This window comes from Sphingobacterium micropteri (assembly GCF_014692515.1).
GTDB lineage: Bacteria > Bacteroidota > Bacteroidia > Sphingobacteriales > Sphingobacteriaceae > Sphingobacterium > Sphingobacterium micropteri.
The window spans coordinates 197786-222398 of record NZ_JACOIK010000006.1 but is presented as its reverse complement, the minus strand read 5'-3'; the positions used below and the strand labels follow the sequence as shown (position 1 = coordinate 222398).

At 42.1% G+C, this 24613-nt stretch carries 17 protein-coding genes; 9 read left to right on the top strand and 8 right to left on the bottom strand.

Annotation, left to right across the window (positions count from 1 at the left end; genetic code table 11):
* Nucleotides 1-18: 18 nt before the first annotated feature.
* From H8B06_RS10030 to H8B06_RS10010, 5 genes are all read right to left on the bottom strand, one after another.
* The gene (locus H8B06_RS10030) at nt 19-2568 is read right to left on the bottom strand and encodes a glycoside hydrolase family 38 N-terminal domain-containing protein (RefSeq protein WP_223857598.1); all 2550 of its coding nucleotides are present in this window, start codon (nt 2566-2568) and stop codon (nt 19-21) included.
* A 19-nt stretch (nt 2569-2587) separates the two neighbouring features.
* Nucleotides 2588-3970, bottom strand: coding sequence for an SGNH/GDSL hydrolase family protein (locus H8B06_RS10025; RefSeq protein ID WP_190994143.1), 1383 nt, complete (start codon nt 3968-3970; stop codon nt 2588-2590).
* A gap of 63 nt (nt 3971-4033) precedes the next feature.
* A complete protein-coding gene (locus tag H8B06_RS10020) occupies nt 4034-6394 on the bottom strand; it encodes an alpha-L-rhamnosidase-related protein (RefSeq protein WP_190994142.1) in 2361 nt (786 codons plus the stop codon).
* A 9-nt stretch (nt 6395-6403) separates the two neighbouring features.
* The gene (locus H8B06_RS10015; RefSeq protein ID WP_223857597.1) at nt 6404-8293 is read right to left on the bottom strand and encodes an RICIN domain-containing protein; all 1890 of its coding nucleotides are present in this window, start codon (nt 8291-8293) and stop codon (nt 6404-6406) included.
* Nucleotides 8294-8607: 314 nt separating this feature from the next.
* Entirely contained in the window at nt 8608-10158 is a 1551-nt protein-coding gene (locus H8B06_RS10010) for a DUF6377 domain-containing protein (RefSeq protein ID WP_223857596.1), read from the bottom strand.
* Between the two features lie 631 nt (nt 10159-10789).
* Between H8B06_RS10010 and H8B06_RS10005 the strand changes: the two genes are divergently transcribed.
* The 4 genes from H8B06_RS10005 to nrdF all read left to right on the top strand — a co-directional run bounded on the left by H8B06_RS10005 (nt 10790) and on the right by nrdF (nt 14643).
* Nucleotides 10790-11023 carry a glutaredoxin family protein gene (locus H8B06_RS10005; RefSeq protein ID WP_130141867.1) on the top strand — a complete coding sequence of 78 codons (234 nt, stop codon included), beginning with the start codon at nt 10790-10792 and terminating at the stop codon, nt 11021-11023.
* 26 nt (nt 11024-11049) lie between these two features.
* The gene (nrdI, locus tag H8B06_RS10000; protein WP_130141868.1) at nt 11050-11457 is read left to right on the top strand and encodes a class Ib ribonucleoside-diphosphate reductase assembly flavoprotein NrdI; all 408 of its coding nucleotides are present in this window, start codon (nt 11050-11052) and stop codon (nt 11455-11457) included.
* A complete protein-coding gene (gene nrdE / locus H8B06_RS09995) occupies nt 11417-13522 on the top strand; it encodes a class 1b ribonucleoside-diphosphate reductase subunit alpha (protein ID WP_190994140.1) in 2106 nt (701 codons plus the stop codon). Before nrdI ends, nrdE begins: the two co-directional genes overlap by 41 nt.
* Before the next feature lie 137 nt (nt 13523-13659).
* Nucleotides 13660-14643: a class 1b ribonucleoside-diphosphate reductase subunit beta gene (nrdF, locus tag H8B06_RS09990; RefSeq protein ID WP_190994139.1), complete on the top strand. Its 984-nt coding sequence runs from the start codon at nt 13660-13662 to the stop codon at nt 14641-14643.
* Between the two features lie 82 nt (nt 14644-14725).
* Here the strand turns inward: nrdF and H8B06_RS09985 are convergent, their stop codons facing one another.
* A complete protein-coding gene (locus H8B06_RS09985; protein ID WP_190994138.1) occupies nt 14726-15364 on the bottom strand; it encodes a DUF6266 family protein in 639 nt (212 codons plus the stop codon).
* Nucleotides 15365-15614: 250 nt separating this feature from the next.
* Between H8B06_RS09985 and H8B06_RS09980 the strand changes: the two genes are divergently transcribed.
* The 5 genes from H8B06_RS09980 to H8B06_RS09960 are packed head-to-tail and all read left to right on the top strand — an operon-like array spanning nt 15615 to nt 20987.
* Complete coding sequence (locus tag H8B06_RS09980; protein ID WP_190994137.1) at nt 15615-16226, top strand: fumarylacetoacetate hydrolase family protein; 612 nt, start codon at nt 15615-15617, stop codon at nt 16224-16226.
* A 10-nt stretch (nt 16227-16236) separates the two neighbouring features.
* Complete coding sequence (locus H8B06_RS09975) at nt 16237-17970, top strand: M23 family metallopeptidase (protein ID WP_223857595.1); 1734 nt, start codon at nt 16237-16239, stop codon at nt 17968-17970.
* Between the two features lie 45 nt (nt 17971-18015).
* A complete protein-coding gene (gene bcp / locus H8B06_RS09970; RefSeq protein ID WP_190994136.1) occupies nt 18016-18483 on the top strand; it encodes a thioredoxin-dependent thiol peroxidase in 468 nt (155 codons plus the stop codon).
* A gap of 58 nt (nt 18484-18541) precedes the next feature.
* Nucleotides 18542-20011, top strand: a complete 1470-nt coding sequence (locus H8B06_RS09965) for a glycine--tRNA ligase (protein ID WP_190994135.1) — start codon at nt 18542-18544, stop codon at nt 20009-20011.
* A 16-nt stretch (nt 20012-20027) separates the two neighbouring features.
* Nucleotides 20028-20987, top strand: a complete 960-nt coding sequence (locus H8B06_RS09960) for a D-2-hydroxyacid dehydrogenase (protein ID WP_190994134.1) — start codon at nt 20028-20030, stop codon at nt 20985-20987.
* Nucleotides 20988-21060: 73 nt separating this feature from the next.
* Here the strand turns inward: H8B06_RS09960 and H8B06_RS09955 are convergent, their stop codons facing one another.
* Both H8B06_RS09955 and H8B06_RS09950 read right to left on the bottom strand, forming a co-directional pair.
* Nucleotides 21061-22536 carry a hypothetical protein gene (locus tag H8B06_RS09955; protein WP_190994133.1) on the bottom strand — a complete coding sequence of 492 codons (1476 nt, stop codon included), beginning with the start codon at nt 22534-22536 and terminating at the stop codon, nt 21061-21063.
* 116 nt (nt 22537-22652) lie between these two features.
* Complete coding sequence (locus tag H8B06_RS09950; protein WP_190994132.1) at nt 22653-24551, bottom strand: alpha-L-fucosidase; 1899 nt, start codon at nt 24549-24551, stop codon at nt 22653-22655.
* Nucleotides 24552-24613 lie beyond the last annotated feature (62 nt).

The window sequence follows — 24613 nt, the reverse complement described above, 5'->3', positions numbered from 1 at the left end:
ATGTCTAATTAGCTATATCTATTTTTTCTTTATTCGAACTGTTTTTATTCCAAAGCGAGGTATATCCATGGAAAAGGTTGGTTTGCCCATATGATCCGCTACTTGTAGCGCACTTACCTTTTCACCATTCAACAAAACCTCTTCTATACCTTCTACCGGAAAATCAAGCATAATATGTTGCACGCCGGATAAGCCTTCCGCATTAAAAAGCCTAAGCAATAGGTCCCCTTTATCAAGTTTCATAGCCGATATCTCTATTCCAGCTTGATTAGATGCAACAAACTGTCTGTCCTCGCATACTAAATCCCCTCCATATATTCCAAGTAAGGGCTCATTCCAGCAGTTGCTTTCTGTAGCAATCTGCGCCCTGTCCCAACTGCCCGCATGGGGGATCAAAGCGTAGTGCATTTTTAAGGCTTCCGTTATCTTATAGTCCACACCCCACAGCCCCACGCCCGAATATTGTGCGGTAAGGCTCAAGGGGTAATCCGAACCATGGAGATAGGATGTGGTATGATCGGACAGGAGCGCCAGGCCATATTCCTGGTCTTCTTCCACCAGATCTACCCAATGAAGAATCACATTGTGCTTGATTTCGTCCCAATTCCCGAAAAACGTATTTTCATTTCGACTCTCACATACATCAAAAGGTGCATTTTTGTATAACTTAGTGCTTTGGAGATTATTGGGAAACATCACTTTAAGTTTGTATCTGTCATCTGTGTATGCGCGCCTATTGTCTGTCCAGTCATGCTCTTGTTTATATTCACCGATGCCCACATTTCGCTGCCAATCAACCGTTAGCTCAAAGTCTATCCGTCGTTGGCCCGCCTCAAGCGTGATCACCTGAACCATAGGATGCGAAGCGATATAGCCCGCTATCCTTACCTTTACGATAAACGGATTATCCTCCAAAACAGTTATTGTGGCCTGATTGTCCTTTGACGAATGAAATTTTCCTTCCTCATAAAAATGGCCCGCTATCTCCCCTAAACCGTAAGGTCCGTAGGGATCAACAAATTGCCTATTATCGATATGCTTAGCTAAAAGACTAGTGATTACGCCCCCTTTAGATTTGTCGAGCGTTATCTTATACATATCGTTCTCTATGATACAATTTCCCGCTGCATCAAAACGAACCTGTTGCGCTGTTTTGTTGAGAGGTTGATCATTTTTTCGCAACGCATAGGTTACATAACCCAAGGTTGTCACGTTTGGTTTAAAAACGATCCATAAAGCATTATCCTTCTCCTCTATAACACAAGCCAACTCTTCTCCTTTACGATCATGAAGCATCACATCTCGCTGCTTCCAGGCTGCCGGTAATTTTACACGAACAACCGCTGATCGCTTTGCAGCAACCGTGTTAAAAACCCGGACATAACCCAAATCTTCTCCTTTTGCCGATGTGCCCGCTATATAACTGGCAACCGCCCCATGTATCATCTTTCCGGACAAGCTATCGGTTGTATTCGTCCAGGAACGAACCGCCTGTTCCCATGTTTGCTGTTTGTCCAGACGATTATAGGGAACAATCCAAGAATCATGATGCTGCGCCATCATCAAGGTCCGCCATGCTTCATCTTCGTCGTCAGCTAATGGTTGGTAGTTATTATCCAAATAAGCCATCGCACTGATTTTCTCGGCAATCACCCTATTATTTTCTGATTTCCGGACATCCTGTGCTATACGTTGCAATGCTTGGCTTCCCCACATCAGGTTGACCAAAACATCTTCCTGCGAAAAGTGCCAGCTATCGTCCGTTTGTCTAGACGATATATCTTCGATGTACGCTGTCCAAGTTACATAAGTAGAATTGTTCTTGATATGCTTACCGTAACCAAGCCAAGGGCCGTTTTTCCAGCCTGCATCCTGATAACACATGCCTACGGGATTATCAATTCCCTGTTTGTAGGCCGCTTGTATAAAAGCAGTCGAGTTATTCCACGCTGTCGTTTGCCATGTAGAATTTTCTTCTAAATCTTCCGATGCGTATCGTGGCACGGTTAATATAGACGTTCCTTCCGGTCCGATCCAATTCACCAGTTCTCCTCCATATCCGGTAGTGTAACCACCCCAACACGTGTTTGGACATTTCAATACAGCATATTTAAAACCAAATTGCTTTAGTATTTGAGGCAAACTACTTGTAAAACAGGGTTCTTCAACAGCGTAGGTCGTATACGTAATATCTGGAAAATGTTCACGCATCTTGCGCATACCGTATTCAAATTGCCGTATAATACTTTCTCCTGAAATATTGTAACAGTAGGGCTGTGCATACGTGGGATTTGTAAATTCAATTCGCTTATCTCGCACAATATTGGAAAATTGTGCATAGGCCGTTGGTTCGTTTCGTTTTACCGTGTCCCATGTTTCAGGTTCTATCTCCAAACCCAATTTCCATTCGGGGTGAGCAGCCAACTTATCCACCATAAATTGAGTCACCCACATCGGATAATGCCCATACACCCCGCCGTGATATCCATCCACAAAATAGGGTTTCTGTGCATAAACGGCGAACGACGATAGTAAAAGAAATAAAAGGGTTAATATCTTCATCTTCATAATATGTCGGATTATGGCATTAATTACGAACAAGGCTAATTTTTCTTGTTTTTGGTATGCTAACCTGTTTGATCGTCTGCAACAATACGTCTATTTCATGCTGCCAAGCCTGTCTCACTTCGGGAAACATCGCTTTGCTATAAAGATCTCTTTTGGCACGTAGCCACCCATCCTTTTCTTTGAACTGGTCGAGCACTTCGATGGCCCGTCGGTTATTGGCATCCAATAACCCTTTTGGTTGGAAAAAATTATACTGTACCCAAGCATACTCTCTGAAACGGCGTTCTATTTCCCATCTTTCTTCGTTGAGGTGCATAATACGGAGTGCCTGCTGATATTGAGGTGTGTTATCCAAAGTAGCGAGGTTTATACCTTTTGCGAAGTCTGCGGCCGACCATTTGCCGATCTCTTCTCCATCGATAAGAAGTTTATAATTTCCTTTCAAACCTTTTACGATCAAAAGTTCTTGGTTCATTTCCTCCATAAATGGTACCACAGCAAGTGCATCGAAGGCACTCTTCTTGCTCCCCCAGCCTCTTGCCACTGTATCCAACGGATAAGGAAGAGCGTTTGCATGATAATCAAAACTCCAACCCGTACCTGTTTTCACGATATCAGACAGGTTACAGTTCGAAGTATTTATTACCTTTTGGTTAGACGCGTCAATTTCCATTTCGGCCACCTTCTGTCCACTAAATCCTTGTGCTTTTAACAGAAGATACGCCATAACCATATGGCCATCCAAGTCTGGATGCACACGGTCATTTCCAGATAATGTAAAGGATGGATCTTCTTTCTGAACACGCTTACTAATGGCTGTCATAGGTTCATTAAAATCAAGAAACTCCCATTTATTGGCTGTTGCCGATGCTCTTTGAAAATCGACGATGCGCAGCATCGCTTTATTTTTATTTTTCAACGAAGTGTTATCCGGAATAACCACATCTTCGTCATAAGGCGAACTTCCCAATAAGACGATCCTGGTGCCCACGAGTCCTTTATACCTTTCCTCCATCTGTTTATAGCCGTTGTGGGACTCTTCCACTTTCTCGTCAGCAAATTTCTCCGGCTCTGATCCGTTGTATTCAAAGTATCCGGAATCATTCATACCAAAGGTGGTAAACAGCACGGTAGGCTGTTTGCTGAACACATCTCCGTCTAGGCGTTTGAGCATATCCCCTACACGGTCTCCGCCGATACCGGCATTGAGAATCGTTAGGTTCATTGTTGGGAAACGCGTCATGTAATAGAGCCATACATACGCGTGGTAATGCCCACCGTCCGTGATGCTATTGCCTAAAAAAACGACACGATCATTTTCCTTAAATGGTGCTATTTGTTGAGCCAACAACGGATTCGCTCCGAGAGCAAGCACTAAAATTCCTATAAAAAATCTCCTCATGGATAATACTTATTTTTGGGTTTTATAATCAACACGTATACAATTAATATAGCTTTTCTAATTTCACTTTACGCCTAGCGACAATATATTGGGGCCGGCTTCCAGTGCGTAAACCCGACCTTTCCAAATGAATTTTCCGGTCGCTTTTTCCGGAAGGTTTACGCTGATTTTCCATTTATTCTTTTGCTGTTTATAATGGACTGAAATTTTTCCGTTCGGATGGGGTATTTCACCACGCACATCGGTCATTGTACCCAAACGCGGTTCAATTTTTACATGGGCAAACCCCGGAGCATCCGTATCGATCCCTAATACGATTCTGAAAAATTCAATATTCGGACTGGCTCCCCAGGCATGGCATTCCGACCGAACAGTTTGCAAGCGGGAGTCTTCTGCCCAGGTACTTAATCCCATTTGTATATTTTCGCGCCAGATACCCAGCCAGTTCATATAATCATCGCCCAATCCGGCTTTTGCCAATGCCTGATGGAGATAATACTTGAAGTATATGGTGCAGGGCGTTAATTCGGTGTTTTGGAGCAAGCTGTTACCCACCGTAGTCATATCTTGTTCGTCGATCAATCCAGCTAGGATAGCCAACGAATTGGCATGTTGCGAGAATCCTTTCTTTTCCTTGGTGTCGGCAAATAGTTTCTTTTCGGCATCCCAATATTTATTTTTTATAGTAGCTTTCAATTGGGCGGCTTTTTCTCCGTAATAGGTGGCAAAGTGGGCTAGTCCAAACGCGGCTTCCATTTCTGAAGCCCATTGGTATGCCAACAGCAGCTGCAGATCATAGATGGCTGCGCTCCCGTCCGGCCCCATAGGCCCCCACCCCATATCGCCCACCCAATCCACAAACCGCCAGTAAGGCAAATCTTTGATAGAACCATCCGGTTGCTGTAGTTTTTCAAAAAATTCGAGTATAGCCCGTTGCCCGGTCAGTTTTTCCTTGATGAAATCGCTGTCGGGACGGTACATCCAATAATCATGCAACATCCCGATATACCAAAGAGAGAACGTAGATATAATCTGGGTTCCGCGCGTAGGATAGCGGCTCATGGTGACTCCTTCCGTCAAGCGTGAGCGATCCATCAGGTCAAGCGCATAACGGGCAAGCCTGTCATCGCCACTGTTGTAGTATGAAATCATAGCCTGTATGCGCGTATCACCAATATACTGCAACTGTTCGTAATACGGGCAATCCATATAGGTTTCCCAAGCATTTAGCCGGGCAGTCCGCCAACCGATATCCAATATTTGGTCTATTTCGCTATTGCCCGTGTTAAGCACATAATTTTGTTTAAAAGGGTAACCTGTAAAAGTGCCGTACAGGTCATTGATGATTAGTGGCTCGTCGCTTGTACTGACAATCAATCGCAGATAACGGTAAGTACGATAGTTTAGCGTAGTAAACGTTTGGTTCTCCGTCCCATCCGCCAATAGGCTGTCAATTCTGCCGACAAATATTTTGCTTTCTACTTCATTACGGTTGCTTTTCCGGAGCTCATTACCTTCGTGCTGGTCGTACAATGTTTCGGCGTATCCCAAAGAAATGCCTGCTCCCTTACCTTTGCTAAAAAGAAGTGTAACATAAGCATTGGTCATATAGGTCTGGTCGAGTAACAAGGTAACGGTACGGTTGGCCGGAATAGTGAGGTTTTCTTTCTTTGCCGGAAAGGAAACCGGTGCTTCCATGCCGCTGACCGCCCGTAGTTTGACAAGACGTTCGTAGGTCAGTTCCATTTGTGGCAAAGGAGAAGGCACAAGTTGCCAGGTCCAGCCATCGGAAGTCCCCTTGGTTTTTCCGTCAGAAAGTTCCCGAGCGGATGACCAGCTATTATCATCATAATGCACGGCATGCCAATCACCTTTGATAGTCTGGTTCATCTCAACCAGCTCTCCTTTACTCGCCGCAAAGAAAAACCCGGGAATAGGCTGATGTCCAAGGCTTTTCACGCATTTCCAGCTTCCGTTCGTATTCAATATTTCCTCGGATGCTGAACGCCCTTGTACAATAAAGGCTGTCCGCAAACTGATCTGCGCTTCCGGCCTGTATTCAGCTTCATTCCACACCAACGCCGAAACTACATTTTGTCCAAAAACCAGATAAGGGGCGATGTCTACCGTTTCATAGTTCCAAAAATGAAGGTCACCACGCGCTGGACCCATCGATACAACTTGACCGTTGACATATAACTTATAGCGGTTATCTGCCGAAACATGTATAACGAAACTTTCCGGTTTTCCAGCGAGTTCGATACTTTTCCTAAAATGGTAAACACCGTATGTCAGCCCCTCATCACTCTCCTCTGAAATCCATTTTGCGTTCCAAAGCCTGCTGTTCTGGATATAGCCATGCGAAAAAGCAGTTTTTGACAAGAAGCCGGACAATAGGCAAAGGATAGACAGATACTTTATCATCAGATATTCTTATTTACCATTATTTAAGCCGATCATCTCGTACGGAATACGTACACCTTTTACCCGGTAATAGTAGGGATCAAAATTGCCGTCGTCTTCCTTGACCACATTTTCACTGTTTTCTTCACAAGCGCCATAGTTAATGCTGTATGTCAACAGAAGTTCATCCCTACCATTTTGTGCTATTGTATGGATAATTGGCGTATATATGCGCGCATTATACCCTTTATAAAATTCGGTAAAGTGGTATACCAGCTTTCTTGAAGTAAACGGCCCTGTAGGGCTGCTGGACGTAGCGATGTACATATTGATGGAAGGAATGCCGCAATAAAAACCTTGATCCATGGTTAAGTGAAGAAATTTACCATTTAAATAACCAAAGTTATTGGTTCCGTTGCCTTCGGCAATTACCGCGGAGGAGGCGACTAAAGGCGTATGCCCCCATGTTGATCCGTCCCAAAAAGACCATTCAGTCGGCTCATCGTGCGAAAACCGCGCTACGTACAAAAGGGTGTTAAATCCAAATGTTTCCGGTGCCGTGCGTTCTCCGTACACGTAGACATAACCGTCATCGGATTTGACCATACCATCCTTATACCTGATATCAAGCTGACCGGTCATGTTCGCGATCGCCAGTCTTTCGACTTGATTCCATTCGTTGCCGGACTCTTTCTTCAGTCTGTACACCGCCTGATCCGTGTCATCAAGACCATATCCTTCTCCACCGTGGATATATACATAATCACCCAGCTCGACACCGGGACCAACCCAATTCCGGCTAGCTCCCGATGGAATAGGGCATATATTACCAATATTGTGGTGCGCCCCCTGTCTGGTCATCATCGGTGCGTTTGGATCCCAATCGTCAATGGAGGGTTGTATAATGATGGAATTGGTATAAGAGATAAAGTGGTTTCCATACAGATTTCCGTTAGGGGCCATTGACCCATGGTGCCAGGCATCCTGTGTAACCCAAAGCACACGCCCATCCGAAAGCGGTATGCTCGTTCCCTGATCAAACGCCACAGAGCCTGTCGTCCGACTAAAGAAATTCGTCACATCGCCATCCCGGTAACTGTCCCTGGGCAATTTGGTGATCGCCCAGCGCTGCGCCTCATTATCCTGTTTAGCCCCCGCCAAAATAGCTCCATCCCCGCTCAATGTCAAGTATAGTCCGTTAGCTTTGTTGGATAATTCAAATTTGCCAGTCTCCACTGACTCTTCGATGCTCCACAACTGTAGATCCGCATTGTTTTTTAATTCCCAGTTTTGTTTCAGCTGTCCACCATCAGAAACACCGTTCAGGAACATACCGCTATGTAGGTTCCGTAGCTGATAATATTTAGTATCTCCTTCCGAAGAATGATAGATGATATCCCACTCTTGCCATCTTTTGAGATTTTCACCTTCTGCTGCCTCCGCTGTTGCGGTATTGATTATGGCATTGTCAAGATATTTTTCATTGAAAGTCAGGTCGCCCTGTACCTGCATAACAGCTGACCCATCGTTCACCGATATACTATACGTATCATAATCGGAAATACTGGAGTCATACGCTCTAAATTCGACCTCCCATTGCCTGACCTCCCCCGATGCGGCCGTAACGGTAAAAATGACCGTATTCCCCGTAGATATATCAATCGCTTGGCCGGAAGCTGGACTACTATTGGCGCCGTCCGATAACGTGAAGATTGGCACAACCTTCGTGAGATCGGTGCCCTGGACGAGTCTTACCAGTATTTTAAAAGCATCACCGTCCTGATAGATAGTTGCATTACCATACTGCCCGGTTTCCAACTTAAAATCTTTAATCATCCGTCCTGGACTAGCGGGAAGATCGTGTTGCTTTTCACACCCAAAGAAGAGGACAAAAAGCATAAAAGTTAGTAGTTTTTTCATATAATTTAAAATTGATTAATCATCCCACACATCGTATAAACTATTTTATGCGCTTGTAATGCTATGGTGTAAAAAAATAGATTTTTATATATGTGCGTTTATAATTTTAAATGGTTAAGCATTCCTCCGATGCTACTCAAGTGACATGATAGCGCATCCTCGTCTTACTTCTCACAAATTTATAAACCAATACGCCTACCTGTATGTACAGGTAGGCGTATTGGTAAATGTTTGGCAAGCAAAAAAAATATAAATAGCTATAACAAAACTACTTAAGAAAATTCAAATCGTTCGCTTGGTAAATCGGATAGAATTTATCCTTGTGTAAAACCTCCTATTTTCTTTACCTTTTCTTCAAAACTATCACCATCCATAAGTGCTTTCCCCTTTACTTTACTCTTATAGTTATAAATAGTTTGCATAGAATAACGAAGAAAAGTCGCTATTTGATTTACGTCTGTTATCCCCAAACGTATAAGTGCAAAAATACGAAGTTCAGTATTCAACTGATTTCTCTTTAGATCATAACGCTCGTCCTCTTTCAGGAGATTATTAAATTCCTCTACAAAATTAGGATAAACCTCAAAAAATGTTTTATCAAAATCATAATATAAAGCTTCGGTATCCCGTTCAAAAACAAGATTTGATGAACTTAATTTTTGTAAATCTTCTATTTGCCCTGCCTTTATTTTTCGATGAACATATTTTCTATACTCTTCCAATTTATCTAAATAAACGGCACACTGATTAATATAATATCCTATATAGCGCTCACGTATAAGATTAGCCTCATCCAGTCTTTGATTGACAGATACAAGTTGATTGTTAATACTTTTCAGATTTTTTCTGGCTTTAGACACAATTCTCACCTGTTTATACAAGAAATAAAGCGTAACGATCAAAACGACAACAAAAACACTAATTGTAAGTGCATACAATCGTAGATTCTTCTTTTGTTGCTCAATTTTAGCCAAATAAGTTGCTTCTATAATAGGATGAACCTTGGCAATAACTGCATTTCTAAAACGCGAATTATAAAAATTAGCATCTTCCAAAGACGCTTGTATGTAATTAAACGCCCGATCTACATCTCCCTTGTTGTACTGACAAATAGCTAAAGCCAATAAAGATTCATTTTCCTTCACCGCCAATTGTACATCTGTTATCGCGGCTAAGAGCAGGTATTTTTCTTCCAGTTCTACATTCCCCAGTTCTTTAAATACCATAGCCAAGCCCATAGCAGACATAGCGTATCCATGCGTATTAGGTGCTACTTTTGTAAACAGTTTCAGTTGTATCTCTGCTGACTCTTGGTACGCTTCCTCTGCTTTCAACTTGAAAGACTTTTCTTTAAGGTACATGTCACTACCTTGACCTAACAAGTTCATCAGCGAATCTCTGTAACGTTTATTCTCCGAAAGATACAATTTTTCATAAGTACGGTTATCCATGTACTTTATCAGGTTTTCGTTGTAGCGGATATAGCCCCAACAGTATGATACCTTTAGATAAGAGGGCAGTTTCTGATAGTCAATAGATTCCAGAACCTCTCGCGCAGGAGAAAATAAACCGGACAATGATAATACAAATGCCTGTTTTAGTCTACTATTCTGGAGATATTCTTCATTTCCTAAAGCTTGTGCGACCGAAATGTTCCGATCCACATAAGCTAAGGCGGAATCACATTTAAAAGACTGGTATTCCGATATAATTTCATCATTGAGATGAAACCGGTCTTCTAAAGCAATTGTGTTATGGAGTTTCTTTTTGATGCCTTCGATATGCGCTTCTTTTTTTGTGGTGTATTCCCGACGATTAATAATCATCTTATCCAAGATACCTAATAGTGAGTCAACCTCACTCATACTGTAAATGTTTGCTATAGAAAATAAGAAGAAAAATACGGTTAGTAATGTCTTTTTCACATCTAAATATGTAATAATAACTAAAGGCCACTTTATTGAAAGGCGGCACAATATAAGTTAAATGCGTAGACAAACCAAATATTGTGGGCATATTCCAATGCGCATCGTCCCCCTATATCTGTATCTTTCTGTAAAAAAAGAAATTACCAGTCCTATTTATAAACTGCTTCAAAAAAATATAAATTCACAAATTGTCCACATGCTATAATAGCCTAAAAAGCCAACTGATTCAAACACAGAGCTGAGGAAAAAAAAGTCAAAATTTAGTCAGTTTTACCACATATTACCTATACAATTTTTATGGAAAATTTGTGTAAATTTTAGTCGGAAAAATTGATTTTAAAGTTATCAACATTCTGATCAATAGTTATAGATCAACGTTTTACACAGAAAAACAAGCGTAGAACGTGGTTTATTCTCTCCGTTTGTCTAGCATGTGGAAAAGTATCACTACCGCCCAGAATTAAAATGTTGGATATTTGTTATGCTTGAGATGCAGACCCGCCTCAAGTCTCGTGTTTTAACTTCTTGGAGATGGCTAACATCTCCGCAAATTTAAACTTACAACAACATGGCAAGAATCATTAAATTCGAAAAAAATGACTGTGCGCCATGCGCACAAGTGTCCGCCTTCTTAGACAACAGAGGGATCACATACGAAACTATCAACCCGTTCGACCAACCTGATTTAGCTGCTAAGTTTAAAATCAGAACGGTTCCTACGGTCCTTGTACTAAACAACGAAGAAGTACAGCAACGCATCATCGGTTTTAAACCCGAGGAATTAGCGTCTATAGCCCTTTAATTGTTTCACCCTTAACGGAGCGAGATATGGTTCATCTATATTACGATTCAAAAACAGGAAATGTCCAACGCTTTATCAACAAAGTTATCCAAATTACAGGATGGCATGCACATAAGATTGAAGATGGTCTGGAAATCCAAGCATCCGGACATTTAATCACTTATACGACGAAGATAGGCTGTATGCCGGAGAAAACGAAGCTGTTTATGGATAACCACGCCGAAAAGATTTATTCTGTAACCTCTAGCGGTAACAGAAACTGGGGTAGAAACTTTGGGTTAGCAGCCGACAAAGTATCAGAAGATTACGATATTCCACTGGCCATGAAATTCGAGCTTTCTGGCACCATGGAAGATATCAATCAATTTATTGAAATTATAAAACACCAATACAATGATAGCAAACGAGGTAGCAAAAAATTGGATATTGCTTAATAACGAAATCATGATTAAGCATGATGAGGAGTACAGCTTGCATAAAGACAAAGAAGCTGTACGTGCCTATTTCTTGGAACACGTGAACAAGAACACGGTTTTCTTTTACACGTTAAAAGAAAAGATCGATTACCTAATCGAGCATAATTACTATATCAATTTCTACGAATGGTTCACCTTCGAAGAAATGGAGCAAGTGTATAACTACGTTCATGCCAAGAAATTCCGCTTCCAATCGTTTATGGCTGCATTTAAATTCTTCCAGAGCTACGCATTACGTGATGACTCTGGAGAAAAATTCTTGGAGCGCTATGAAGACCGTGTGGTGGCCGTGTCACTTTTCCTTGCTCGAGAAGAAGGTATACAAAAAGCTATCGAGTATGCCGAAATCATGATCAATCAAGAATATCAGCCTGCTACCCCGACATTCTTGAACGCTGGAAAAAAACGCTCAGGCGAATTGGTATCTTGTTTCTTAGATGAGATTGGTGACAACTTGAACGGTATCGGCTATGCGGTCGACTCCGCTATGAAACTATCTTCTATTGGTGGTGGTGTTTCGTTTAATATTTCCAAAATCCGGGCTCGCGGAGAAGCTATCAAAGGTGTGGATGGCCGCGCCGGAGGTGTCCTTCCGATTATGAAAATCATGGAAGATACGTTCTCCTATGCCAACCAATTGGGTCAACGCCCAGGTGCAGGAGCAGTATACCTTAACATCTTCCACGCCGACATCGAAGAGTTTCTTGATTGTAAAAAAATCAATGTGGATGAGAAGGTACGTATCAAATCACTTTCTATAGGTATCATCGTTCCAGATAAATTTATGGAGATGGCCGAAAAAGACGAGCCTTGCTACCTGATCTATCCACATACGGTGATGCAGGAATATGGTAAATACCTGGACGACATGGACATGGATGAAATGTATGATGAATTGATTACCAATCCTAACGTCAAGAAGAAAAAAATTAATGCGCGCCATTTATTGGTACGTATTGCACAGATACAAAAAGAGTCCGGCTACCCTTATATCTTCTTCAAAGAGAATGCAAATAGAGGGCATGCCTTGAATGGTATCGGTAACGTGAAATTCTCGAACTTATGTACCGAAATTATGCAGGTTTCGGAAGTTTCGGATATCGAAATATATGGCAAGGAGGACACCATCCGCTATGGTATATCCTGTAACCTTGGGTCACTCAATATCGCGACCGTGATGGACAACAAGCGTATTAAAGAAGCTGTGAAAACCGCAACACGTGCCCTGACGGTCGTGACCGACGTGACCGATATCGAAATGGTACCTTCTATCGCGAAAGCCAATAGAGAGCTGCATTCTGTAGGACTTGGTGCAATGAACCTCCATGGCTATCTGGCAAAAAGCTTTATTATGTATGAATCTACCGAAGCTTTAGACTTTGCCAATACATTCTTCATGATGATGAATTACTACTCCTTGGAGGCGTCGATGGAAATTGCCAAAGAGCGTGGTAAAACATTCGTTGGATTTGAGAAATCGGCTTACGCAGACGGCACCTATTTCGACAAATATACGTCACAAGACTATTTACCAACGACGGATAAGGTTAAAGAATTGTTTGAAGGCGTCCACGTGCCAACAACACAAGATTGGGAAAACCTGAAAGCGCAGGTACAAGAACATGGTATTTACCATGCTTACCGCATGGCTATCGCACCAAATCAATCCACTTCCTATATCATGAATGCAACAGCATCCGTTATGCCGGTTGTGGATATCATTGAAGTGCGGGAATACGGTGACAGCACCACGTATTATCCGATGCCTTATTTAACGAACGACAATTATTTCTATTTCAAGTCGGCATACGATATGGATCAATTCAAGGTACTGAAGTTAATCTCCGTTATCCAACGTCACATTGACCAAGGGGTATCCACGATTCTCCATACCAATTCCAAGGACACCACACGAGATTTAGCAAAATACTACATCTATGGGCATAAACTTGGTTTGAAATCGCTGTACTATACGCGGACACGTAAATCAACGGTAGAGGAATGTATTTCCTGCTCCGCGTAATCCGGCGGTTCGTTACTCGTGATTCGAAACTAGTCACGAACCCCGAAGGGCTCACCGAAGATAATGAAGGTATAAAGACAAAAGGAACAAAGCGTAAGCACTGACAACGGTCCACTAATAACTGAAGACTATTAAAAATGAAACAATATAAAGCGGTAAACTGGAACACCCCTGAAAACGACTATGTGTTGATGTTTTGGGAACAGAATATCAAACAATTCTGGATCGACACGGAATATATCCCTTCCAAAGACATCGACAGTTGGAAAGGACTGAGCTGGGATATGAAAGAGTGTTATAAGAAGGCATTAGGCGGACTAACGTTATTAGATACGCTGCAAAGCCATACGGGTATGCCCAAAATCATCGATCATATAGACTCTTTGCAGAATAAAGCCGTATTGTCGTATATGTGTATGATGGAAGCTATACATGCAAAATCATATTCTACTATTTTCACCACCGTATCAACGACAAATGAAATCAACGATGTATTTGGTTGGGTGAAGGAGAACAAGTTCCTGCAATACAAAGCTGCAACTATCGATAAATATTACCGGGCTATCGACAAAGAAAAAGTATCGGATGAAGAGCTCTTTATGGCGCTTGGGGCATCGGTGTTATTAGAATCTTTCTTATTCTACTCGGGCTTCTTCTTGCCTCTTTGGTTATGTGGCCAAGGACAAATGGTCGCTTCTGCAGATATCATTAAAAAAATCGTTGCAGACGAATCTATCCACGGCGTATTTGTCGGTCTAATTGCACAGGAAGTATTTGCGAAGCTTCCAAACAAAGAAGAAGTAAAAGCACGTTTTTTGAACTTGTTGAATGAGCTTTATGAAAACGAGATTAAGTATACTGAAGAATTGTACACCGTCGTGGGCTTAACTGCAGAAGTGAAAGAATACGTACGCTACAACGGAAATAAAGCGTTAATGAACCTCGGCTTTGATCCTATTTTTGAAGTTAAACAAGTGAACCCAATTGTGTTGAATGGATTGAATACCGAAACCACACAGCACGATTTCTTTTCAAAAAAATCTACGAACTACGAGAAAGCTATGGAAATTGTACATCTAAAAGATGACGATTTTAAAATGGACATTGCTGTAGAGGTATAAAGAGTTTAACAAACCGTATCTATTTTAATAAGCCTTTTTCGAAATCGAAAAAGGCTTATTCCTTTTAATGGAAACTGCTGTTCTACTCAACTAACCCAACATAAACCGAGTCCGACAACTCCTCCGTATACACATCAACAACCCCTATATACACATGTAGTGGTCCTTTTTTATATGCTAATAACGTACATAACATACTGTACTCACCTTTATGCACATCCTCCTCAGCAACATTAAATCGGAACTCATGATCAATGTCGTAAATTAAAATATTAATTCTGTAGGTTTCACTACCCCGCTCGGCTTCATAGCTCCATTTAAAATGCAACCTATCATTTTCCCGCCAAACCAAACAGTCCTTCGGCGGATTCAAGTTTCCGCGAAACACACGTACTTTTTCCGGATTGACAAATGGTTTACCTTTCTCATCAATCTCCAAACATTCTTTGAAAACATGTGATTGTGCTAATTGTACGGCTCCTACCCGGCTACCTTTGGGAGCTAGTTCCCTATATCCGTAACGTAAACAAGGAACTAACACGGTAGAAAAACTACTGGCAACCTTCATTTTTTCCCGATTTAATAACATGCCCTCCGTTGGCTTTTTCGTAGATGGTTTCCGCTTTCCCCGGATAATGTTCTGACCATTGAGTACATAACCGTAAACACTTCCTACTTTTCCGATATAAGCCCCGTTTGGCCCGTCTTTCTGTATAGCCATAATCAGCATCTATTATTAGTGAACACCTTTAGTAGTCAATATACACACATTATCTCTTAAATGCAATTCTATAGGGGAATTACAGGGTAATAATAGGGTAAATACCTATATTAAACCCCTATTATACCCCTACTAACCCCCTGTTAAATCCCTATAAATAAATAAGAAATATACAGGCAGACAACGCTGAAGTTAGCTTGTCTCCTATAACAATTTCCTTATATTTGTTATCAAACACGATAATATATACATGAAGATCATCGCCATAGGCAGAAATTATATCGATCACGCTAAAGAGTTAAATAATCCTGTTCCCGATAAGCCGGTTATCTTTATGAAACCAGATACTGCCTTATTAAAGGACAATAAAGATTTTTACTACCCTGAGTTTTCTCAGGACGTGCATTACGAAGTCGAACTGGTGTTCCGCATCTGCAACGAGGGGAAGCACGTTTCTCCTAAGTTTGCACACAAATATATTGATGCTATAGGTTTAGGCATTGACTTCACTGCCCGTGATATCCAATCTATCCATAAAGAAAAAGGGTTACCATGGGAGTTGGCAAAATCATTTGACCATTCTGCTGTTATCAGTCCGCTTTTTCCCAAAGAAGAATTCCCTGATCTAAAGAACATAGCTTTCTCTTTAAGGAAAAATAACGAAATCGTACAATCCGGAAATACAAAAGATATGATTTTCGATATCGATAGCTTGATTGTCTTCATTTCAAAATATATTACATTACGCAAAGGAGATCTTATCTATACGGGAACACCTGTAGGAGTAGGTCCCATCGCCGTAGGCGACAAATTTGAGGGTTTTATACAGGATAACCCTGTGTTCAGTTGCCAGATAAAATAGAGATTCCGATATGATGAATAAGTACAGATTATTATATATATGCCTAGGACTTGCCATGAGCAGCATTCAAGTACAGGCACAACATAAAGACATCATTACCTCCCGTGATTATCCGCAGGGCTATTTTCGTAACCCACTTAATATAACCATGGATGCTTCCGGCACCTTTGGGGAACTTCGTTCCACTCACTTCCATGCGGGCGACGATTACCGTACACAGCAACGTATCGGCTTGCCGTTGCATGCAGCTGCGGAAGGAGAGGTTTCGCGTGTCCGCGTACAGATAGGCGGCGGAGGGAATTCGGTTTATATCGACCATCCTAACGGCTATACCACCGTATATCTCCACATGGATAAGTTCAACGATGCGCTTACAAACATTGTAAGGGCTGAGCAGTACAAACAGCAACGTTTTGATGTGGATGTCAACGTAGAATCTGGAATGGTAAAACTGACGAAAGGACAATATATCGGCAATACAGGCAATACCGGTGCCTCGGGAGGCCCCCACCTCCATTTCGAAATTCGTGACACCAAAACGCAGCGTCCGCTTAACCCACAATTGTTCGGATTACGTTTCAACGATCGTTTTCTCCCTACGATCAACAATATTATGGTTTACGACCTAAACGATGATCTGTTTAATGAACATACACCGCGACGGGCTATGCAGGTAAAAGCTGTCGGAAATGGCGTGTATACATTAGCACAAAATACGCCCATTAAAGTAAGCGGAAAATTCGGATTGGGTATCAACAGCATAGATCGACATCGGTCGGGAGGTTTTCAGAATGGTGTTTATTCGATTGAGCTCTTCATTGATGGAAAAGCAGTTTCCACTGTTGTCTTCGAAGAATTGGATTTCAACACTTCCCGTGGTATACATGCTTATATTGACTATCCTTATTGGCGCAAAACAAAAGCGAAAGTTCAAAAAAGTTTCAAAGACCCGGGTAACCCTATCGAAATATTTAAAACCTTAAAAAACGAGGGTGTCCTATCACTACCTGATAATCAAATATACGATGCGAAATATGTTGTAAAAGATGTCGCAGGGAATTGCAGTGAACTGAACTTTAAGATACAAAATAGTGCTACAACACAGCGCGCTTCACAAAAACGCTACGGTCTTCAACTGTTCAAATACAATACCGAGAATACGTTCGAAAACAAAGATATGAAGTTAAATATGCCAAAAGGCGTATTGTATGGTGATTTGGACTTTACATACGAGACCGCTTCTCCACCCGTCGGCGGATATTCTCCAGTCCATCACGTACACAATAACTTGATCCCCTTATTTAGCACCTATAATTTGCGTATTAAGCCAACCAATTTGCCGGCGCATCTGGAAAGCAAGGCTCTCCTAGCCTCGGTAGAAAACGGTTCAGAAGGCGGTAAGTTTGAAGATGGTTGGGTTAGCGTCAATACACGCAACTTCGGACGTTTTTACGTCGCGGTAGACACTATAGCTCCTACTATCACGCCACGGAATTTGAGTAATGGAAAAAATGTAAGTGCGCAGGCGAAAATCGACTTTACGATTCAAGACAATTTCTCCGGCATACAGTCTTTTAACGGCTATATCGACGGCAAATGGGTGCTGATGGAATACGACCCGAAAAACCGACATTTGTGGCATACGTTCGATCCGGCTCTTCCTAAAGGACAACATACTTTTAAATTGATGGTAATCGATTGGAAAGACAATGAAAAAGTATACGAAGCAAAATTTGTGAAATAGTAAGGAGTGATCTTACTTTCTAACAATTTTTAAACAAAACAAACAATGAAAAAACTAGAAATAGGCGATAAAGCCCCAGCAATCGAAGCAAAAAATCAATCCGGAGAAACCATTAAATTGTCCGATTTTAAGGGCAAGAAGGTTATTCTGTACTTCTATCCCAAAGATAATACCCCCGGATGTACGACGGAGGCCTGTAATTTTCGTGACAATTATCAATCGCTCGTAAAAGACGGTTTTGAAGTAATCGGCGTGAGTATTGATAACGAGCAATCACACCAAAAGTTTATTAGCAAATTTGATTTGCCCTTTAATCTACTGGCTGATGACGATCAGAAAATAGTTAACGACTACGGTGTATGGGTAGAGAAGAATATGTATGGCCGCAAATATATGGGTACGGCACGCACCACATTTGTAATAGACGAGGATGGGATTATCCAACATATCATTAAGAAAGTGGATAATAAAAATGCGTCACAACAGATCCGCGATTTAGCCGGTAAGCGTTAAGCTCTTATTTCTTTGTCCTTTATCTTTAATCTTTGTTCTTTTATCTATATTTGCCCTTATGAGCAAGCAAACAGACGATTTTTTCAAGAATATCATATCACATGCGAAGGAATACGGATTTGTATTTCCTTCTAGCGAGATTTACGACGGCCTAAGTGCTGTGTACGATTATGGTCAGATGGGTTCAGAACTAAAGAACAACCTCAAGACCTATTGGTGGAAATCGATGGTACAGTTGCATGAAAATATTGTCGGTATAGACGCCGCCATCTTCATGCACCCTACCACTTGGAAAGCATCCGGTCACGTTGACGGGTTCAACGATCCTATGATCGATAATAAAGATTCAAAGAAACGCTACCGTGCCGACCAGTTGATTGAGGATAAGATAGATCGCTACGAAAAAGACGGAAAGACGGAGAAAGCGGCACAACTTCAAAAGGATCTTGATGATGCGATCACAGCAGACGATCTGGCTCGTCTCAAAGCGATTATTGAAGAACATAATATTGTGTGTCCGATTTCGGGCACCAAAAACTGGACAGACGTACGCCAGTTCAACCTCATGTTTGCTACGCAAATGGGAGCCATGGCGGAAGAAGCAGAGAAAGTATACCTCCGTCCGGAAACCGCTCAGGGTATCTTTGTGAACTTCTTAAACGTACAGAAGACCGGCCGCATGAAGATTCCATTCGGAATAGCACAAATCGGTAAGGCTTTTCGAAACGAGGTTATCGCCCGTCAATTTATCATGCGTATGCGAGAATTTGAACAGATGGAATTGCAATTCTTCATCCGTCCGGGCACAGAGATGGACTGGTACGAAAAATGGAAAGCAACTCGCTTGAAATGGCATTTAGCGTTAGGGGCAGATGCGGCAAAATATCGTTATCACGACCATGTGAAACCAGCACATTATGCTAATGCAGCCGTCGATATCGAATATCAATTTCCGTTTGGTTTCAAAGAAGTTGAAGGGATACACTCCCGTACAGACTTTGACCTAAAGCAGCATCAAGAGTATTCTAAAAAGAAAATGCAGTACTTTGATCCGGAAATTAATCAGAATTACGTTCCCTATGTGGTAGAAACTTCCATCGGTTTAGATCGCTTGTTTTTAACAGTGTTGGCAAATTCCTTAGTGGAAGAAGATCTGTCAACCGAAGAAAAGAAAGATTCACGTGTCGTGTTGAAATTCCACCCCACTATTGCTCCTGTCAAAGCGGCTATCTTACCGCTCACTAAAAAAGACGGATTACCGGACAAAGCACGGGAGATTATGGCAAAGCTGAAATTAGATTTCAACGTCCAATATGACGAGAAAGATGCGATCGGAAAACGCTACCGTCGCCAAGATGCGATCGGTACGCCTTTCTGTATCACGGTGGATTACCAAACATTAGAAGATAATACCGTAACGATACGGCACCGCGACAGCATGGAGCAAGAACGTGTTCCGGCCACTGATCTTCGCAACATTATCGGAGAGCTTGTTAGTTGGAATAATCTATTGGAGCAGTTAGTATAAAAAAAATAATAAGGAGATGAAAATTGTAGTTTTAGATGGTTACGCCATGAATCCGGGAGATTTAACCTGGGATGGGCTACAAGAGCTGGGAGAAGTAGTGGTTTATGATCGCTCCTCCGAAAAAGATATTCTTGAACGGGCAAAAGGCGCCGAAATTGTGCTCACCAACAAGGTTTCTCTTCCAGCGCACATCATAGAAGCTCTTCCTGCATTAAAGTACATTGGCGTCATGGCCACCGGCTACAATATGATCGATATGGATTGTGCTAATAAGCAGGGTATTGTCGTCACTAATGTCCCCGGTTACAGTACACCTTCGGTCGTCCAACTGACTTTTTCCCTTCTCCTAGAACTATGTTACCACACGCAACGTCATAGTGACGCCGTGATGAAAGGTAAATGGACAGCCAATCCCGATTTTTGTTTTTGGGACTATCCCCTAACCGAATTATCTGGAAAGACACTTGGCATAATAGGATTTGGGAGTATTGGACAAAAAGTAGCCGATGTAGGTGCGGCTTTTGGTATGTCAATTTTAGCTTATAGTCGTACAAAAACCGATCAATCCCACCGTAAGAACTTCCGGTGGGCTACGGAACAAGAAGAACTCTTAGCGCAAGCAGATATCGTCAGCCTACATTGTCCGTTGACTCCTCAAACGGAAAATCTTATCAACGTTGACACGCTTTCTATCATGAAGCCTTCTGCTGTTATCATCAACACCTCCAGAGGCGGCTTGATAGATGCACAAGCACTTGCAGATGCGCTAAACGAAGAACGTATTAGTGGTGCCGGTATAGATGTGTTGGCCATCGAACCGCCTCCCATTGATAACCCGCTTTTTAACGCCAAAAATTGTTTAGTTACCCCACACATAGCTTGGGCAACGAAAGAGTCCAGACTTCGACTCATGGATGTTGTTGTCGGCAACATCAAATCCTTCTTAAACGGACAATCGGTTAACGTGATATCATAAAAAGAGACGCGATAAAAATCGCGTCTCCATATCAGATTAAATTACAACTTGGTTATTATAAAAAATCAGTTATTTAATTAAAATCGACTTGTTTTTCGCCATCCCAATTTTCATTTAGGCGAACTACAAACTGCCCGTTTGGGGCATCTAATAATTTCCCACGAAATAGTAATTGTATATTATTGCGGATTTCACTTTCTACCTGAAATGTCCGTATCAACTCGTCGGAGGCATCATACACGTCTACCGTATATTTCAGTGGAACGGGAATCGGTGTGTTTCCAATAAATTGGTTAAAAAACACCTCTCGATTAGCTTCATCGAATTGAGGAAGAAGAACAATTTCCGAACTATCTTCTATGGGATTGTCCATCGTAGGATGGAATGGTGCATAAAAATTCACGTCGTGTTCTCTTTTTACAATCAGCTTCGCCACCTCTGACAAATCCCCCACATCGGTAAATGCAAACCGAATCTCACTATAGTAGCGGTTCAGTTCAATATCCTTTTGCATATCCCCCTGCACAGAAAACGTGTCCAAAACACCAAATATCTCTGCTTTACTATTCGAAAAAGTGTTGGCGATAAAGTACGTTAATGCGTCGCCGGTTTCTGGAATATTTAACTCCGCATTAGATACATTCGCTACAAAGGAAGCAATATAATCCCCAGCCGGAAGAGTTAGCGCAAAATCAGACAGTGCCCCTTCGCGAAAATGATCTGCTCCAGATAGCATCAGATTTCTCGTTGTGGCATCAAAAACATGGTAGTGCACCCGACGGACATTGGCATCCGCGACTTTATCTGCAATTCCCGACACGCGGAAATTATCAATGCGCATGGTGCCTGTCGTTTCATTATAATCGCTTGCACTTCCTCTATTTCCCGCTTTTGGCATTAATTTAATATACAAATCTCTTGAAAAATCCAGTAATTGATCCTCTAGCACAAAGCTAAACGTATTTTTTGCCTGTGGGGTATTCGTGTTTGTAAACTGGTTATTTTCTTCAATTACTGTATAATTTTCCCCATCTTGGGAAAAAGAGAGCGAAAAGCTTTTTGGTCCTGTGCCCGAAGAACTCACATCAAAAGCTAATTCCTGCAATGCCGATACATTCGTCAACGGCATTTTGAAAATCAACTCGTTCAAGCCTTTTATAGATAATGCCCTGCCGGCAGCATGGTCTTCATACGCCCAGCCTATTCCATACTCATCCGGAGTTTGCCCTTGGTTATACGTAATACTCCAGTGCGTACTCGGATAAATATCCGGAAGCAAGGTTTCCGCATTAAACGACCAATAATAGATGTGGCCTTCATACACGTTTTGTGTGGTGGTGTTGGCGACAGTACGGTTTTTGCCATTTGTCGCTCGTTTTGCTCCCAAAGTGGAAGCATGTTGTTCAAATTCCTGGAATCTGAATCCAATGGTATAGCCTTCTTGAGCATCATTTGGTTCCGCTGCATTTTTCTTGCAGGAAGTCATATTAAGCATGATAAACAAGATGGAAAAGCTATACCAAACCGAATGGATTGGTCTTTTCATCATAGTTCAGTTATCAAGTTATAATTTAATTGATAACCAAATATAAGAAATAAGCGTAAGAAAACCAACGAAGGTTTTGGTTTTCTTACGCTTGCGATATCATTCACCCTTATCTTACGCTATTTACCAAACAGCGTAAACGATGCGACAGAGAATGTTTTACCCACGGTTTCTACAGGAACAAACCGTATATATTTATCTTGAATCGGTGTATCCAACGCAATGATCTGCTCGATCGGATTTGCCTGAATATTTGAAAATTCTCCGGTCTTCATATTTTTCCAGTTTTTACCGTCAGCACTAGTCGCAATTTCATACTTCAACGCAATACCTTCTTTTTGTCCGTCTTGGCGTGGCAAATAGCCTATTGCTGAAACTATTTTTTTCAATTCAAAAACCACGCCATCGCCAATTTCGGAAAGAGTTTCGAAAGTCGTCGGGTCATTATCTATACTCTTTGACAGACCATTGCCTGTTCGTATGGTAAAGTCATTTGCAGTTAGTGCCATCTGTCCGTCTTTGACATCTTCACCAAATGTGAACGGCTCCTTAAACTCTTTGAACAAGCCGAAATCACTCAATGTCGGTGCTACCGGCGCATATAACTTCATCTTTAGCTTCGTAGCCTTTACCGGTTTATCCAAATAGATAAGCCGATTGGCACCGATACTCGTTGCCGATGCCAGAGGCACCCATTCCTTATCATGGAAGATGGATACGGACACGCTGTCCAATCGCTGTCCCAACTTGATATTTTCACGTAGGCGAATGATATCAAACTCTTGTTCCGAGGTTAATGTAACCTCTAGTTCCGGCTCTAATACATCGTCGTCTGAAGCGTAATAAGTATAGCGGTCATTGTCCAGTATCCATTTTGTTTCAAACTTGTTGGAATTGCCCCGTACATTGGAAGCTTTGACCTGTGCCCCTTCTGCAAGATTCGTTTCGAAGGTTTTTTCTACTTTCCGACCAAATGCTCCTAACGATTTCACATCGTTAGCATGCAAATAACCGGCCGGCATCGGCGCTAGTCCCAAGTTCATATTAGCACCGCGTCCCACCGACTTTAGATAGATCTCAAATAGTTCATCCGGTGTTTTCACTTGGCTGTCTTGATCAGGATGGTAGAACCAACCCGGTCGATGGGGCACATCACATTCTGCCGGAATCCAGTGTTCGCCATGGCGTGTGCCTGTCTCGGACTCACTGTAGTCCGAAGCCCCCGGCAACGCGGGGCCTCCATCGATTCCTCTTGGCGTATAGGTGGCCCAACTTGTTTCAGCTGCGAAGCCTTTTTCGTTTCCGACCCAGCGCATGTCTGGTCCTACATCTGAAAAGATCATCGCCATCGGTTGCTTTTCGCGCACAATAGGCCAAGTTTTCTCATGCCATTCGTAGTATGTCGTACGATCGATAATACGCTTCTCGTTTTTACCACCATAATAGCCATCGCCACCGTTTGCTCCATCATGCCACGATGTAAATAATTCACCATATTGGGTCATCAATTCCATCAGCTGCTCGCGATAAGCTTCTGCATAGGCCGGAGAACCATAACGCGTGTCGTTTCTATCCCAAGCAGACAGGTATACGCCAAACTTCATCCCCTGATCGTGGGTGGCTTGCATAAACTCCTTCACCATATCCCCCTTTCCGTCTTTCCAAGGTGATGCAGCTATGCTGTAATTTGTCGTTTCCGTAGGCCATAGACAAAAGCCATCGTGATGCTTAGCTACAGAAATCAACCCTTTAAAACCAGCCGAGGCAGCTGCTGCTGCAATCTGCTGCGCATCAAAATGCTGCGGATTGAAGATCTGAGGATCAGCATCCCCAAACCCCCACTCTTTATTCTGAAAAGTTGTGGGCGTATAATGAATTAAAGAATACATCTCCATTTCATGCCAACGCAATTGGCGTTCTGTCGGTAAAACCCCGTAAGGTTCCGGTTCAGCTACCTCTTGCATACATGCTGTTACCGGCAAAATAAAAGATAGTAAGAGTAATCTTGATTTTTTCATGAACTTCGTATTTTGTACTATACTGAGTGAAAATAATAATTTAATTCGACACGCTGTAAGGC

Coding starts and splice junctions, on each gene's coding strand:
- H8B06_RS10030 (WP_223857598.1), bottom strand. CDS start 2,568: ATGAAGATGAAGATATTAACCCTTTTATTTCTTTTACTATCGTCGTTC.
- H8B06_RS10025 (WP_190994143.1), bottom strand. CDS start 3,970: ATGAGGAGATTTTTTATAGGAATTTTAGTGCTTGCTCTCGGAGCGAAT.
- H8B06_RS10020 (WP_190994142.1), bottom strand. CDS start 6,394: ATGATAAAGTATCTGTCTATCCTTTGCCTATTGTCCGGCTTCTTGTCA.
- H8B06_RS10015 (WP_223857597.1), bottom strand. CDS start 8,293: ATGAAAAAACTACTAACTTTTATGCTTTTTGTCCTCTTCTTTGGGTGT.
- H8B06_RS10010 (WP_223857596.1), bottom strand. CDS start 10,158: ATGAGTGAGGTTGACTCACTATTAGGTATCTTGGATAAGATGATTATT.
- H8B06_RS10005 (WP_130141867.1), top strand. CDS start 10,790: ATGGCAAGAATCATTAAATTCGAAAAAAATGACTGTGCGCCATGCGCA.
- nrdI (WP_130141868.1), top strand. CDS start 11,050: ATGGTTCATCTATATTACGATTCAAAAACAGGAAATGTCCAACGCTTT.
- nrdE (WP_190994140.1), top strand. CDS start 11,417: ATGATAGCAAACGAGGTAGCAAAAAATTGGATATTGCTTAATAACGAA.
- nrdF (WP_190994139.1), top strand. CDS start 13,660: ATGAAACAATATAAAGCGGTAAACTGGAACACCCCTGAAAACGACTAT.
- H8B06_RS09985 (WP_190994138.1), bottom strand. CDS start 15,364: ATGGCTATACAGAAAGACGGGCCAAACGGGGCTTATATCGGAAAAGTA.
- H8B06_RS09980 (WP_190994137.1), top strand. CDS start 15,615: ATGAAGATCATCGCCATAGGCAGAAATTATATCGATCACGCTAAAGAG.
- H8B06_RS09975 (WP_223857595.1), top strand. CDS start 16,237: ATGATGAATAAGTACAGATTATTATATATATGCCTAGGACTTGCCATG.
- bcp (WP_190994136.1), top strand. CDS start 18,016: ATGAAAAAACTAGAAATAGGCGATAAAGCCCCAGCAATCGAAGCAAAA.
- H8B06_RS09965 (WP_190994135.1), top strand. CDS start 18,542: ATGAGCAAGCAAACAGACGATTTTTTCAAGAATATCATATCACATGCG.
- H8B06_RS09960 (WP_190994134.1), top strand. CDS start 20,028: ATGAAAATTGTAGTTTTAGATGGTTACGCCATGAATCCGGGAGATTTA.
- H8B06_RS09955 (WP_190994133.1), bottom strand. CDS start 22,536: ATGATGAAAAGACCAATCCATTCGGTTTGGTATAGCTTTTCCATCTTG.
- H8B06_RS09950 (WP_190994132.1), bottom strand. CDS start 24,551: ATGAAAAAATCAAGATTACTCTTACTATCTTTTATTTTGCCGGTAACA.